We start from the raw sequence: 14,506 nt of genomic DNA on the forward strand, positions 1-14,506 counted from the left end.
CGGATCACCTGCAAGAGTGCCGCCGAATGCTGAGCATCATGCTCAATCTGCCCAGCCGCATCCGAGAGATGGTGTGCATCTTGTACAGCGAGGAGGAGAGATCAGTCTTCGGTGACGCGGATGATCGTCTTGCCCGGGGTGCGCCGTTCGGGGGCGAAGGCGGCGGCGGTCCCGGCGAGCGGGCGGACCGCCCCGACGATCGGTTTGAGGCGTCCGTCGCGCAGCCGTCCGGCGAGGTCGGCGAGGCGGGCGCGGTCGGGTTCGACGACGAAGAAGAGGGCCCGGCCGTCGACCGGGTGGACGGTGACGGGACGGGCGATGGTGACCAGTGTGCCGCCGGGGCGCACCAGGGCGGTGGAGCGGTCGAGGATCTCGCCGCCGATCACGTCGAACACGACGTCGGCGTGACCGATGTCCTCCAGGCGCTCGGCCTGGAGGTCCACGAAGGAGTGCGCGCCGAGGCCGAGGACGGTGGCACGGTCGGCGGCCCGGCCCGTGCCGATGATGTGGGCGCCGGCCTCCCGCGCGAGTTGCACGGCGAGGGAGCCGACGCCGCCCGCCGCCCCGTGGATGACCACAGCCTGGCCGGTGGTGAGCCGGGCGTGGTCGAAGAGGGCCTGCCAGGCGGTGAGCCCGGAGACGGGCAGCGCGGCAGCGGTCACATGGTCGATGTCGGCGGGCAGCGGGGCGAGGTTGCGGGCCTCGACGGCGGTGTACTCGGCGAGTGAGCCGTCCCGGGTCCAGTCGGCCAGGCCGAAGACCCGCTGACCGACGGTCAGACCGGTGGTGCCGTACCCCGACTCCACCACCACGCCGGACAGTTCATGTCCCGGCACGCTCGGGGTACGGTCCCGTCCCGCCCGGTCGGTCCAGGTACCGGGCCAGGTCAGCTCGCCCGGGGTGAACCCGGCGGCGTGGACCCGCACGACGACGTCGTTCTCGGCGGCGTGCGGGTAGGGCCGCTCGGTGAGGGTGAGGCCACGGACACCGGCGTCACGGTCCTGGACGGTGATGGCTCGCATGAGGGTGCTCTCACGGTTCATGGCGCCACCGTAAGCAGAAGGCGGCCCACTTGGCCGGGCCACCCGACAGCCTGCGGGCCGGGGCGTTCGGGACGTCCATCCGGCGGTTGAGCACGATCGCGGGGATGTCGCGCATGCCGTCGAGCAGTCGGCGCAGGTGCGGGGCGACCTCCGTGGGGCCGGGCGGGCGCGGCGCGGGTGACGGGGCCGTGTCGGCGGGGGTGAAGAGGTGGGCCCGTTCGTCGTCGGCGAGGCGGAGGGCACCCGCGAGGGCGTCCAGGACGGGCCGGGAGACCCTGCGGGTGCGGCCCTGCTCCAGCCGTACGACGTAGTCGACGCTGATGTGCGCCAACTGGGCCAGTTCCTCGCGCCGCAGGCCCGGTACCCTGCGCAGCCGGCCGTCGTCCGGAAACCCCAGGGCCCCGGGATCCAGCGCGGCACGCCGTGCCCTCAGAAAGTCGCCCAGGGCGTTGCCGCCGGAGGCGATGCCGTCATGTCCCATGGGCCCAGTGTCCGCGCCGGCGGCGGGGCGTGCCTGGTACTGCCGTCCCCAGCCGGCGCGAGGCGCTCGCGCCGGTCCCGCGAAACCGCCGGCAGCGAGGGGGACGGCGGCGCCTCGCCCACGGAGGGCGGGTCGGAGGACGGCCGAAGACGCACTAGCCCGGTCCCCCGCCCCGTCGGCACAATGGGCGGCGGTCCGCGCCTTGCCTGGCCGGCCTTCTTCCCCGGGGGGACTTGGGTGACGAGAGCACGCCGTACCGCCGTCGGACGTTCCCTGATCAGCCTCTTCGCCGTGTTCGGCCTCGCGCTGGCCGGCACCGGCACCAGCGCCGCCGGGACCGCGGCGATGCCGCCCTCGGGCGTGGCCTCGGCCGTCGAGTCCTTGCGGATACCGGGAACGGCCTGGGTCCTGGACGAGGAGACCCGCACCACCCGTGTGCTCGCCGACGCCACCGTCACGGACACCGACCTGGCCCGGCTCCGGGAGACCGCCGGGGACACCGACGGCGGTATGCGCCTGGAACGGGCCGACGGCCGACTGCGGCCCCTCGTCTCCGGCGGCGACGGCGTCTACTCGACCGGCGCGCGCTGCACCGCCGGCGTCAATGTGCAGAGCGGTACGACGTACTACTTCCTCACCGCCGGGCACTGCACCTCCGGCCTGTCCACCTGGTACACCGGTTCCGCGCTCACCACGGTGATCGGGCCGGCCACCGCCAGCAGCTTCCCGGTGAACGACTTCGGCGTGGTCCGCTACACCAACACCACCGTCCCCCACCCGGGCACGATCGGCACGGTCGACATCACCGGCGCGGCCTACGCCACGATCGGGCAGGCCGTCTGCATGCGCGGCGCGGTCAGCGGGGTGCGCTGCGGCCGGGTGACCGGGCTCAATGCCACGGTCAACTACGGAGGCGGCTCGATCGTGTACGGCCTCATCCAGACCACCATCTGTGCCCAGCCCGGCGACAGCGGCGCCCCGCTGTACGCCGGGGACAAGGTGATCGGCATCCTCTCCGGCGGCACCGGGAACTGCGTGAGCGGCGGCACCAGCTACTTCCAGCCGGTTCAGGAGGCGCTGAGCGTTCACGGCCTGTCCGTCTACTGACCCGACCGGGGCGCCTGGCATGCTGCACGCATGTCGACGCCCCCCACCCGTCCGCTCGATGTCACCGTTCCCGCCGTCCGGGGCCTGCGCCTCCAGGCGCGCGGCGTCGACCAGGAGGTGCCCGGCGCCGGCCGGGTGCTGGGCGAGGTCTCCCTCGACCTCGCACCCGGCCGGCTCACCGTCATCGCCGGGAGCAGCGGCGCCGGCAAGACGGTACTGCTCCAGACCCTGGCGGGGCTGAGCACACCGAGCGCGGGCGAGGTCCTGCACGACGGGGCGCCCCCGGGGCCACCCGGCCCGGAGTTCGGGTTCGTCCCGCAGGAAGACATCATCCACCGCGAACTGCCGCTGCGCCGGACCCTGCTGTACGCGGCGGGCCTGCGGATGCCCTCCGGTACCCCGAGGGAGCGGCTCGCCGCGACCGTGGACGGGGTGCTCGACACCCTCGGGCTGACCGATCGGGCCGGGACACCGGTACGGGCGCTCAGCGGGGGTGAGCGCAAACGGGCGAGTATCGCGGTGGAGTTGCTGACCCGTCCTCGGGTGCTGTTCCTGGACGAGCCGGCCTCGGGGCTCGACCCGGTGACGGGTGCCGGGCTGCTGCGCACCCTGCGCACGCTCGCGGAGAACGGCACCACCGTCGTCCTGACCACCCACGTCCTCGCCGATCTCCTCCGCGGCGACCAGGTCGTCTTCCTGTCCTCCGGCGGCCAGGTCGCCTACGCGGGCGAACCGGCCGCCCTGTGCGGGGCCTTCGGCGTCACCACCGTCGAGGAGGTGTACGAGGCGGTCGCGGACGGCGTACGGGTCACCCCGCCCGCGCCCGCGCACCACCCGGCACCGGACCCGGGGCCGCGGTCCCCCGGCCCGCCCCGGGTGGGCGCGCTGCGGCAGTGGGCACTGCTCACCCGGCGCGGCACGGCGCTGCTGGTGCACAACCGGCTCTCGGTCGCCGTTCTCGCCGGGTCGCCGGTGATGATCGTGGCGATGTTCGCGGTGCTCTTCCGCGCGGGCGCGTTCGATCCCGCCTCGCCCGACCCGGCCACCACGGCGATGATCATGTTCTGGATCGCGTTCGGTGCCTTCTTCTTCGGGCTGACGTACGGGCTGTTGCAGATCTGCACCGAGTTGCCCGTGCTGCGCCGGGAGTGGCTGGCGGGGCTGCGGATCGGCCCTTATGTGGCCTCGAAGCTGACGACGACGCTGCCCGTGCTCGCTCTCGCGGACGCGCTGCTGCTGGCCGTCCTGCGGATGCTGGACCGGCTGCCGGCCGCGGGATGGGGGACGTACGGTTCGCTGTTCGCGACCAGTGTGCTGGCCTCCGCCGCCGCGCTGGCGCTGGGGCTGCTCGCTTCGGCGGCCGTGTCGGAGCCGACGCAGGCGACGCTGATGCTGCCGCTCCTGTGCTTTCCCCAGGTGCTGTTCTCGGGGGCTTTTGTGCCGGTGCCCCGGATGACGGTCGCCGGGGAGGTCGTCAGCTGGGCCATGACGAACCGCTGGGCGTTCGAGGCGCTGGGCAGCGGGGTGGGCCTGGAGGCGCTGTGGCGTACAGGCGTCTCACCGGCGGGGCCGCCGCTGCTGGAGTCGTACGGCGATTCCTTCGGGCATCCGGCGAGCCGGGGGTGGCTGATCCTCGCCGGGTTCGCGCTGCTGTTCCTGGCGTGGACGTGGGTGATCCTGGTCCGCACGTGCCGGGAGGGGGCGGTCCGGAGCCGCGCCGGACGGTGAGGCCCGGCGTCCTCGGTGTCCCCGGCATCCACCGAATCTTCCCGGTGGCGCGCGTTCAGCAGCCCTCGCGGGGCGGCAGGCCCGCGGTCCCCGGTGTCCGGTCGCGGTAGGTCCGCCGTACGAAGGACAGGAAGGTGTCGATGTCCTTCGGCTGGGAGGACACCCCCAGGGAGACGCGGATCGCTCCGGCCGTCGGCAGCCGCAGCAGGTCCAGGTAGTCCTCCAGGGTGCCCGGTCGCCGCCGGGACGCCGCGCGGAGCCGGCGCAGCGGCAGGGCGAAGGCGGCCTCCCCGGCGCCGGGGTTGCAGAAGCAGCCGGTGCGCAGGGAGATGCCGTGCGCGGCGCTGTCCCGGCTGACCACCCGTTCGTCCACGACCCGGCCGTCCGCTCCGAGGAGGTTCAGGGCGACGGTGCCGCCGCGGGTGTCGTCGGCGTGTCCGGGGCCGTACACGCGGACCATCGGGGAGCCGTCGCTGTGCCGTGACTCCCGGATCCCGGCGAGCAGCCGACCGGTCAGGCCGGTGACGTGGGCGTGCACACGGTCCATGCCGAGACGGTCGATCCAGTCGATTCCGGCGGTCACGTCGGGGACGGAGAGGAAGTTGACTGTGCCGTCCTCGAACGCGGTCTCGTCCTCGGCGAGGACGTGCCACTGGGCCTGGGCGCTGACCGCGTAGATCGTGCCGCCCGAGAACCAGGGGCGGCGCAGCCGGGCGAGTGCCGCCCTGCGGGCTATCAGACTGCCGACGCCGGTGGGGTGTCCGAAGACCTTGTACCAGCTCACGGCCGTGAAGTCCGGGTGATGGCGGCTCAGGTCCAGGGAGTTGGCCGGGACGAAGGCGGCGGCGTCGAGCAGGACGTCGTAACCGAGTGCCTGTGCGGCCGTGATCCAGTCGAGCGGGTGTTGTACGCCGGTGAAGTTGCTCTGGGCCGGGTAGGCGAGGAGCCCGCGCCGACCGTCGCGGGGACGGGATCGCGTCGGGCCGGGGCGGCGACGGGACAGGGCCTTCCTCAACCGGGTCTCGTCCAGGCGCAGGTCGGGGCCGCTCACCGGCACGTAGGTGGTCGTCGCCCCGTGGGCGCGCGCGTACTCCCGCAGTCCGTTGACCGAGTTGTGGTTGTCGAGCGACATGACCAGCCGGGTGGCGCGGGTGAAGGGGTACGCCTCACCGACCAGGCGCAGGGCGCCGGTGGCGTTGGCCGTGAAGATCACGGCGTATTCGGCGGGGTCGGCGTTGAAGTGCCGCAGGACCGCCTCGCGGGCCTCGTCCAGCAGTCGGCCGGAGGCGCGGGAGGCGGGGCTCTCGGTGTGCGGGTTGCCGAACAGTCCGCCCGTGATCCTCCGCGCGCTGCCCTGGACGAGGGAGCGCGGGGGGAGTCCGGCACCGGTGTGGTCGAGATAGGTGTGGCCGCCCTCGTCCAGATAGCCGAACTCGCGTGCCCGAAGCTCCGCGAAGCCGTCAGGGGCGACGGGGGTGCCCGTCCCCCCACCGGAGGTGCGCCCGGTGGTACCGGCCGATTCCATGGAACCCCTTCCGCACGCCTGCCCTTTCACGGTAACTCCGCGCGGCGGGTCCGACACGGCGGCGCGACGCCCGTCCGGGCAGCGCGGGGAGGGCGTAGGAGGGTGTGGGGAGGGCCGGATGGAGGACCGGGGCCGGTGCCGTCGGCTTCGCTTCGCGGGTCGCGGCCACGACAAACCCGGACCATGCATACGATCCCGCGCGTGGCACATACTTTCGATGAACTCGTGGAGATGCAGCGCGCCGCCGATCACGCGCAGACCCAGGTGCAACAACTGCGCGACCAGTACGGGCCGCCCACCGCGCAACCGTGGTCCGAGCAGCAGACGGAGACGTACGAGACGGCGCTGCGCGCCTGGCGCGACCTCGCCCGCGACGTCCAGGCCGCCGTCACGGAGTACGCCCAGGAACAGGGGGTCGCTCGTTTCCAGGCCGAGGAGGATGTGAAGTCCGCCGTACGGCATGCGAGGCCCGAGGCCGAGGGGGACATCGGGGAGACCCGGTCCGCCGGTACGGGCGGGACGGACGGTGGCGCCGGGTCCGGTGGCGGGTTCTAGGCGGTCGGCGGGTCGGCGGGTCGGAGCGGTGGGACCGTTGAGAGGGGTGGGACCGGTGGGAGCGGTGGGAGCGGTGGGAGCGGTGCGGCCGGTCGTCAAGTCGGTTGTCCGTGGTGGCCGTGCGGCCCTACGCTGCCGCGCGTGGATCACTTCTCACCTGCGTGGACCGCGCTGCGCACGGCCGTGGCCGAGCTTTCCGACGAGGATTTCGCGCGGCCGTCCGGCTGTGCCGGCTGGCTCGTCCGGGACCTGGTGTGTCACCTGGTCATCGACGCGCAGGACGTTCTGATCACCCTGGTCACCCCCGCCGGGACCGAGCCGACGGCGAACGCGGCGACGTACTGGAGCCTGCTGGACCGACCGCCCACCGGTGACGACCCGCTGGACGCGCTGATCCCCCGGCTGGCGGCGGCGTACAGTGAGCCCCGATGGCTCATGTCCCATCTGGACGACGTCGGTTCGGCCGCGGGACGGGCCGCCGCTCTCGCCGACCCCGAGGCCAGGGTCGGCACCCAGGACATGGTGCTGACCGTGGGCGACTACCTCACCGCGTACGTCCTGGAATGGACCCTCCACCATCTGGACCTGATCGCGCATCTGCCGTCGGCCGCCGATCCGCCCGCCGAGAGCATGGCGGCGGCCCGCACCCTGCTGGAGCGGATCGCCGACGCCCCGTTCCCCGCGTCGTTCTCCGACAAGGACGCCCTGCTGATCGGCACGGGACGCAGGGCACCGACCGGGGAGGAACGGGCGACGCTGGGCGCGTTGGGCACACGGCTGCCGTTCATCCTCGGCTGACAGGCCGGAACGCTCAAGGTCGGCCCTCAGGGCGGATCAGACGGACCGGCCCGACCGGGATGGGCCGGCTGAGAGCGTGCGGGAACGCTGGGTCTTTACCAGGCGCTCACTTCCGCTCCGGTGCGAGCACCACGAAGTCCGCGTCCCAGCGGTCGAGGCAGACCGCCATCCGGCCGATGCCCTCGGCGGTGTCGGGCCCCATCTGCACACTGCCGCCGCTCTCTTCGACCTTCGCCACGGCGGCGTCGCAGTCGGTGACGTCGAAGACCGGGTGCCAGTACGGCTGCCCGTTGGCCAGGGCGAGGGCCTCCTTGTCGACCTGCATGAGGCCGCCTTGCATACGCTCCTCCGGAAGACCGGCCGGGGTGATGAGCGAGTACGTCCCACCGCCGCCGGGCAACTGCATGTCGCCGTACTGCCAGCCGAATACGCTGCCGTAGAACTCCTTCGCCGCGGCGGCGTCCGTGGTGTACAACTCGGTCCAGGAGAGCGCGCCCGGCTGGTCGACCACTTCGATGCCCGGGCTCGTACCCGCCTGCCAGACGGCGAACTGGCCGCCCAGCGGGTCCGTGTACTGCGCCATGCGGCCCCACTCGTCAAGGTCCGTCGGCGGCACGCGCACGGTGCCGCCCGCTCGCTGCACCGCCTGGGTGGTGGCCTCGGCGTCGGCGACCGAGTAATAGACCATCCAGGCCGGACGGGCACCCTCCTCGGTGAGCCGGCCGAGCCCGGCGGCGGTCTTGCCGTCCTTGCGGAACATCCCGCCCTGCCAGTCGTCCCCCTCCCCCATCGCTTCGAAGTCCCAGCCGAGCACCGCGCCGTAGAAGGCCGCGGCGGACCGGACGTCGGGGACCCCCAGGTCGAGCCAACAGGGTGAGCCGGGGACGAAATCTGTGGTGATCACGGCAGTTCCCTTTCGCAGATCCTGTTTCCCCCACCCTGACACCCGGCACTGACAATCGCCCGTCGGGGTTCGCACATATGTTCCATAGCGGTCACCGGGGCCCTTGCTGTCAGTGCCGACCCCTAACCTCGGAGCCGTGATGGAGCACCCGACACCCGGTTCCCGATGAGTGCCGCCGCGGCGTGTCCGCTCGGTGCCGCGACCACCCTGGCCGAACTGACCGAGGACCCGCATCCGCGGCTGGCGCTGCTGCGCGCGCACGAGCCCGTGTCGTGGCTGCCCGAACTGAACGGCTGGCTGGTGACACGGCGTGACCTCGCGATCCGGGTGATGCGGGACGCGGTCACCTTCACCGTGGACGATCCCCGCTTCTCCACCGCGCGGGTCGTCGGGCCGAGCATGCTGTCGCTGGACGGCGAGCGGCACACCCACCACCGTGAGCCGTTCACCGCGCCCTTCCGGCACCGGGAGGTGCGCGAGGGCTTCAGCGACTTCATCGAACAGGAGACCGACCGGCTCATCACCCCCCTCGTGCCGGCGGGCGCGGCAGAGCTGCGCCGCGCCTTCGCCGGGCCGCTCGCGGTCGCCGTGATGACCGAGGCCCTCGGACTGGCAGGCACCACCACCGACACGGTCCTCGCCTGGTACGACGCCATCGTGCGGGCCGTCGCGGACCTCACCGGGGGTCACCCGGCGGGGGCCGACGGCGGCGCGGCCTACGCCGCACTGCGGTCCGCCGTGGAGGCCACCGTCGCCGACCGGGACACCGCCTCGCTGCTGGGGTCCGCCGCGGGCCGGCTCACCGTGCCCGAGGTGGCGTCGAACGCGGCGGTCCTCATGTTCGGCGGCATCGAGACCACCGAGGCGATGATCACCAACGCGCTGCTGCATCTGCTGAACCATCCCGGTCAGCTCGCGCGCGTGCGGGCCGACCCCGCGCTGCTGGACGGGGCGGTCGAGGAATCGCTGCGGCTGGAGCCCGGCGCGGCGGTCGTGGACCGGTACGCCACCCGGGACACGGTCCTCGGCTCCGCCGCGATCGGCCGGGGTGACCTGGTCAGCGTCTCCCTCACGGGCGCCAATCGCGACCCCGAGGTCTTCCCCGACCCCGACCGGTTCGACGTGGGACGTGCCAACGCGCGCCTGCAACTGGCCTTCGCGCACGGTCCGCACCACTGCATCGGCGCCCATCTGGCCCGGCTGGAGACCCGGACAGCGCTCCGACATCTCCTGGAGCGCCTGCCCGGCCTCCGCCTCAACCCCGACCGTCCTTCGGCTCCGTACGGCCTGGTGTTCCGCAAACCCGCCGAGCTGTCTGTGCGGTGGGACGGCCATGGCTGAGCGGGCACACCGGCGGGGGCGCGAGGGCGGCATCCGTGCGTAAGGGACCCCATGCACTGGGTAGTTGCCTGGAAGGGATATTCCCGGAGTCAACGCATCAGGAGGACAAGATGGCCGAAATGGAAACGCCGCGGGAACTCGACCTCGGGGAGCTGGACGTCATGTCCGTCGAGCTGCCGGGCGCCGAGGGACTGCTGGACGCGGTGGCGATGGGGCTCGGCAACACCGAGATCGGCGCCTCGGGGACTCCTTCCGGTAAGAGCTACCTCATCTGAGAACCGGGAGTGACGGGTCTCAGTGACTGATGTGACGCGGGTGCCGGGGGTGGACGGGGTCGTGGTGGCCAGGATCGCCGCCCTGCCCGTGTCCGCTCTGGAGGAGTTGAGGTGCACGGCCACCTGGCACACGGTCCAGGAGATCATCGCGGATCGTGACCGGCTCGTCCGAGTGGGTCGCGATCTGGCGGTCGCCCTGGAGGGACCGATCGGGCTCGCCTCGGGCCCGTTGAAGCCGCGGCTGGTGGGGCTGCGCCGGTCCCTGTACGCAGCACGCCGTCCGCAGGCCGCCCTGCTCGCCCTGCCGTTGGAAGCCGCCTTCGCGGTCCGGCTCGGGGCATGGCTGGCTGATCACGACCGGCTCGACCGGCTGACCGCACGCCTGCCCGAGGTGCTGGAGCGCGAACGGCGGGACAAGAACGAGGTGCTGCGGCGCTGGGTCGCCACCGAGGTGTTCGCCCATGGTCTGCTCCAGGCCAGTCCCGCGCTGTCGTCGGCGCTGCGCCGCTGGCTGGCGTCCCCGCCCGGGACCGTCCCGCCGCCCAAGGTCACCCTGCGCCTGGCCAAGTACCTCGCGCGGGTCGTCGCCAAGACCAGCCCCCACGCGACCTTCACCATGACGGGCCTCGGCCGGTGGGGTGCGGAGACGGAGGCGGCTCGCTGGTCCGGACCGTGGCGGTGGCGCAGCGCGGTCGAGCCGAACGTCTGGCTGCTGCGCCGGCTGCTCACCGACCTCGCCGGAACGGACCAGGACCTCGCCGGGTCGTTCGAGATCAGGACCAACCCGAGCCTGGCCGAGGACGAGGGGCGGCTGTGGTTCCTGAGCCGGACCGAGGACCAGTACCACAGTGTCGGTGCGACCGACGATCTGCGGATGCTGGTGAAAGTCCTCGGCGACGGGGCCGGGCACCGGGTCGCCGACGTCCGTGACCGGCTGGGGATCCCGCTCCCGGTGCTGGATCGGCTGACCGGGCTGGGGTTGCTGGAGGTCCATCCGCCGGTCGCCGACCAGGCCGTGCGTCCTCTGGCCGACCTGGCGTCCCGGCTCGCCCCCCACCGCGTCGCGCGCGTGCTGTCGGACGTGGGGCGGGCGCTCGACCGATACCCGGACGCCGCCGACCGGGTGGAGGTCCACGGCCAGGTCCGGGCCTCGCTGACGGAGCTGGCCGGGGACAACCGGCTGCCGGACAAGAACCTCTTCCATGAGAACGCCGTCTTCGACTCGCCCGTTCTGCGTCTGGGTGCGGAGGCATGGCGTCCGGCGATCGCGGACCTGCACACGGTCCGCGGGTTCCTCGGCGGGTTCCAGCAGAACGCGGCTGCGCGGCTGATCGCCGGGAGGCTCTTCGCCGAGCGGTTCGGCACCGGCGCGCTCGTCCCGTTCGGACGTTTCCACCGCGCGCTGGCCGCATGGACGGGCGACGCGCCGCCCGGGACACCCGCCGCCGAGTTGCACGCTCTGCTGTACCGGGGCGAGACGGGGCCGAGCGTGGTCCCGGAACTCCGCGCGTCGCAGGACGCGCGGGAGCGGGCCTCGGCCGCGCTGCGCGACCGACGCCCCGATCCCGACGGGACGATCCGGATCGATCCGGTCCTGTTGGACTCCTGGCGGTCGGGCGAGCCGTCACAGTCCTTGGCCTGCTTCGTCCAGGTGGTCGCCGAGCGGCCGACGCGGCTGGTGCTCAACGGTGTCGCGGTCGGGCACGGCGCGATGCGCAGCCGCGTCCACCGCCTGCTCGGAAGCGGGCCCGCCCACCCTCGGGCCGACCGGGCCGACCGGGCCGACCAGGGCGACCAGGGCGACCAGGGCGACGGAACAACCGCCGAGATCGTGGGGGGTTTCGGAACCAACGTCAATCTGCGTTCGCCCGCCGCGTCCTACGAGATCGACTACCCCGGGGTGGTCTCCGGCCGCCCGGTCGCCGACCGGGTCCCGCTGCGGGAACTGGCGGTTCGCCACGATCCCGGCACCGGCCACCTCGTCCTGCTGGACGCCGGGCGCCGGGCACTGCGTCCCCTCCACACCGGGATGATGGCGGCGCTGTTCCTGCCGGGAACGGCCCGGCTCCTGCTCCAGCTCTTCGGTGACCTGCCGGGCACCACCGTGCCCACCTGGGCGATCTTCTCCCCGCCCCCGCCCCGCACACCCGAGGGCGTGGTGCGCACCGCACGGGTCGAGGTCGGACGGGTGGCCGTGGCCCGTGCCGCCTGGTACGCGCCGCGGGACGCGGTTCCCCGCCGGGCCAAGGGCGAGACGGAGGCGGCTCATCTGCTGGCCCTCGCCCGGTGGTTCAGGGACCACGCCATCCCGACCCGCTGCTTCGTGTCCTCCCTGGATCCCGACTCGTGGTGCGAGGACCCGTGGCGGACGGCCCGGCTCGCCAAGCCGACCTATCTCGATCTCGCGGATCCCGCGCTGGTCACACTGCTCGACCGCCGGCTCCGCGACAGCGGCGCCTGCGTCGTCTTCCACGAACCGCTCCCCGAGTTCACAGCGGCGACCGACCTGGGTGAGCACGGACGTCACGTCACCGAATTCGTCGTCGAACTCACCAGCGCGCCCGAGGAGTGAGATGGCCCCGGCCTGGACGTCGCTGCACGTCTTCCACCGCGGCGGAACCGATCTGCTGATCGTCGGGGCGGTCGGCGCCCTGGTCCGTTCCCTGGAGACCGACCGGCTGCTCGACGGGTTCTTCTTCCTGCGCTACTGGGAGGGCGGCCCGCATCTGCGGCTGCGGCTGCGGCCCGTGACCGGCGCGGACGTCCAGGAGCGGGCCAGGAGCGCGCTGGAGAACCACCTGGCCGCGCACCCGACCACCGAGAGCTGGGACCCGGAGCGCTACGCCCGCGCCGCGCAGAGCCTGGCGCGGGCCGAAGACCTCACGGACTACGACCGGCGACTGCGGCACACCGACGGTGTGGAAGTCATCCCGTACCGGCCGGAGTACGCGGTGTTCGGCGGGCCGGAGGCGACCGAGGCCGTCGAGCGGCACTTCACCGACTCCAGCCGTATCGCCCTCGCGGTCCTCGCACGCACCGGGGAACCCGAACGCCGGCTGGGTTTCGCACTGGTGTCCCTGATGCTCGCGCTGACGGTCTGCGATCCCGACCACGAGCGGATCACCGTAGCCCTGCGGCGGAACCGGGACCAGTGGGACGGCGACGCGTCGGCCCGGGCCGGGCGGGCGGACGCTTTCGCCCGCCAGCGTGCGGCGTTGACCGCTCAGGCAACGCGCTGTCGCGGGATCACGGCCGACCCCGAGGCGTACGGGCTCGTCGGCGCGTGGGCGCGTTCGATCATCACCCTGCACCGCGAACTCCGCGTCCTCCAGGCCCGGGGCCGGTTCTCCCCCGCGCCCGCCGACTCGTCCTTCCACCCCGGCCCGGGCCCGAGCGGCGACGTGATGATCCTGCTGCTGCGCTGTGTCCATCTGCTCTGCAACCGGCTCGGCCTGTCCGGTCCGCAGGAAGCGCACCTGCGCCACCTCACCGCGATGGCCTTCCTCCACCTCAAGGAGAACCCGTGACCGACTGGCGCAGCATCCAGATCCGCTACTACGACGAGGCCAAGGACGACCTCATCCTCGACGCCGTCCGTCCCCTGCTGGCCGATCTGGACGGCCGGGTACGCCGGCCTCACTTCGTCCGGCACTGGCGGCGCGGCCCCCATCTGCGGCTCAGCCTCCAGGCCGGTGACGCGGTCTGGCACGACGAGGTCCTGCCCGAGGCCACCGGGCGGCTCGGCCGCTATCTGAAGGAGCATCCCTCCACGACGGTCCTGGACGAGGCCGCCCTCGCCGAGCCGCACCGGCTGCTCGCCATCCGCGAGAGCGACCACGGCCCGCTGCGTCCCTGGTACCCGGACAACACCCTCCAGACCGAGCCGTACGAGGACCGTCGGCACGTTCTCCGCAGTCAGCGGCTCATCGATCTGTTCGACACCTTCCACGCCCAGAGCACGGCGTTGGCGTTCCCGACCCTGGAGGCCGTCCGCCGGGGTGAACTCAGCCTGTTCCAGGTCGCCCTGGATCTGATGATCGCCTTCGCGCACACCAGCGTCCCCCCGATCTCGCGCGGCTACCTGTCCTTCCGGTCGCACGCCGAGGCGTTCTGCTCCTACTGCGAGGACCGTGACGGCGTCCGGGCGGGCTTCGAGGCCAAGTACCGGCAGCAGGCCGAACCGCTCCGCGCGCTCGTGCGCGACCGGGTGGCCCAGGTCGACGAGGACCGTTCGCCGCCGCACGTCCGGGAATGGCTCCGGCTCGTCGCACGGCAGAAGGAGACCGCCGCCCCGCTGATCGCCGACGGCCGGATCGATCTGGACGCCGCCGAGCCGGAGCCGGAGATGGTGCAACTCCACACGGTCGACTTCCACGAGATCCTCCTCGGCACCGGCCGCTACACGACCGAGATCCTCGGATCCCCCTGGTTCCTCACCCACCGCCTCGCCATCAACATGCTCTACGCCCACCTCGCCCGGCTCGGCCTCACCCCCCTCCAGCGCTACCTGTTCTGCCACCTGATCTCCGACGCCGTCGAGGAGGAGTACGGGGTGTCCCCGGTCGAGAGGGCCCGCGCATGGGCCGACGCCCGAACCTGACGACCGGCCGCCACCGTCCCCCGCCGGCCCGCGCGTCGAGCCGCGTCGACCTCCAGCCGCTCGGCCTCGCCCCGGCCGCGCTCAGGGTGCCGCACGTGCACTCTCTCCTCGGACGCCGCGGGTCCGTATGCCGTAGGAGCGGGCCGCGA

At 72.9% G+C, this 14,506-nt stretch carries 13 protein-coding genes; 9 read left to right on the forward strand and 4 right to left on the reverse strand.

Annotated elements, in window-relative coordinates; genetic code table 11:
* Positions 1-101: 101 nt before the first annotated feature.
* Together ACIQNG_RS21220 and ACIQNG_RS21225 are read right to left on the reverse strand one after the other, a co-directional pair.
* A complete protein-coding gene (locus ACIQNG_RS21220; RefSeq protein ID WP_401487154.1) occupies positions 102-1,022 on the reverse strand; it encodes an NADP-dependent oxidoreductase in 921 nt (306 codons plus the stop codon).
* A gap of 10 nt (positions 1,023-1,032) precedes the next feature.
* Entirely contained in the window at positions 1,033-1,524 is a 492-nt protein-coding gene (locus tag ACIQNG_RS21225) for a helix-turn-helix domain-containing protein (RefSeq protein WP_401486882.1), read from the reverse strand.
* A 237-nt stretch (positions 1,525-1,761) separates the two neighbouring features.
* Between ACIQNG_RS21225 and ACIQNG_RS21230 the strand changes: the two genes are divergently transcribed.
* A complete protein-coding gene (locus ACIQNG_RS21230) occupies positions 1,762-2,631 on the forward strand; it encodes a S1 family peptidase (RefSeq protein ID WP_401434924.1) in 870 nt (289 codons plus the stop codon).
* 30 nt (positions 2,632-2,661) lie between these two features.
* Positions 2,662-4,359: an ATP-binding cassette domain-containing protein gene (locus ACIQNG_RS21235; RefSeq protein WP_401486884.1), complete on the forward strand. Its 1,698-nt coding sequence runs from the start codon at positions 2,662-2,664 to the stop codon at positions 4,357-4,359.
* A gap of 55 nt (positions 4,360-4,414) precedes the next feature.
* Here ACIQNG_RS21235 and ACIQNG_RS21240 read toward each other — a convergent pair whose 3' ends face one another.
* Positions 4,415-5,884: an aminotransferase class V-fold PLP-dependent enzyme gene (locus tag ACIQNG_RS21240; RefSeq protein WP_401486886.1), complete on the reverse strand. Its 1,470-nt coding sequence runs from the start codon at positions 5,882-5,884 to the stop codon at positions 4,415-4,417.
* Between the two features lie 201 nt (positions 5,885-6,085).
* Here ACIQNG_RS21240 and ACIQNG_RS21245 point away from each other — a divergent pair, with 201 nt between their 5' ends.
* Positions 6,086-6,439 carry a hypothetical protein gene (locus tag ACIQNG_RS21245; protein WP_401434917.1) on the forward strand — a complete coding sequence of 118 codons (354 nt, stop codon included), beginning with the start codon at positions 6,086-6,088 and terminating at the stop codon, positions 6,437-6,439.
* 141 nt (positions 6,440-6,580) lie between these two features.
* Positions 6,581-7,237: a maleylpyruvate isomerase N-terminal domain-containing protein gene (locus ACIQNG_RS21250; RefSeq protein ID WP_401486888.1), complete on the forward strand. Its 657-nt coding sequence runs from the start codon at positions 6,581-6,583 to the stop codon at positions 7,235-7,237.
* 106 nt (positions 7,238-7,343) lie between these two features.
* Here ACIQNG_RS21250 and ACIQNG_RS21255 read toward each other — a convergent pair whose 3' ends face one another.
* Complete coding sequence (locus ACIQNG_RS21255) at positions 7,344-8,141, reverse strand: VOC family protein (RefSeq protein WP_401486890.1); 798 nt, start codon at positions 8,139-8,141, stop codon at positions 7,344-7,346.
* A 165-nt stretch (positions 8,142-8,306) separates the two neighbouring features.
* Between ACIQNG_RS21255 and ACIQNG_RS21260 the strand changes: the two genes are divergently transcribed.
* The 5 genes from ACIQNG_RS21260 to ACIQNG_RS21280 all read left to right on the forward strand — a co-directional run bounded on the left by ACIQNG_RS21260 (position 8,307) and on the right by ACIQNG_RS21280 (position 14,357).
* Positions 8,307-9,482, forward strand: coding sequence for a cytochrome P450 (locus ACIQNG_RS21260; protein WP_401486892.1), 1,176 nt, complete (start codon positions 8,307-8,309; stop codon positions 9,480-9,482).
* A 110-nt stretch (positions 9,483-9,592) separates the two neighbouring features.
* A complete protein-coding gene (locus ACIQNG_RS21265) occupies positions 9,593-9,757 on the forward strand; it encodes a hypothetical protein (RefSeq protein WP_401434907.1) in 165 nt (54 codons plus the stop codon).
* Between the two features lie 22 nt (positions 9,758-9,779).
* Entirely contained in the window at positions 9,780-12,329 is a 2,550-nt protein-coding gene (locus ACIQNG_RS21270) for a lantibiotic dehydratase (RefSeq protein WP_401486894.1), read from the forward strand.
* 1 nt (position 12,330) lies between these two features.
* The gene (locus ACIQNG_RS21275; protein WP_401486896.1) at positions 12,331-13,284 is read left to right on the forward strand and encodes a thiopeptide-type bacteriocin biosynthesis protein; all 954 of its coding nucleotides are present in this window, start codon (positions 12,331-12,333) and stop codon (positions 13,282-13,284) included.
* Positions 13,281-14,357 (forward strand): thiopeptide maturation pyridine synthase, encoded by a 1,077-nt coding sequence (locus tag ACIQNG_RS21280; protein WP_401486898.1) that lies wholly within the window; start codon positions 13,281-13,283, stop codon positions 14,355-14,357. Before ACIQNG_RS21275 ends, ACIQNG_RS21280 begins: the two co-directional genes overlap by 4 nt.
* Positions 14,358-14,506 lie beyond the last annotated feature (149 nt).

This window comes from Streptomyces sp. NPDC091377, assembly GCF_044757045.1.
Lineage (GTDB): Bacteria > Actinomycetota > Actinomycetes > Streptomycetales > Streptomycetaceae > Streptomyces.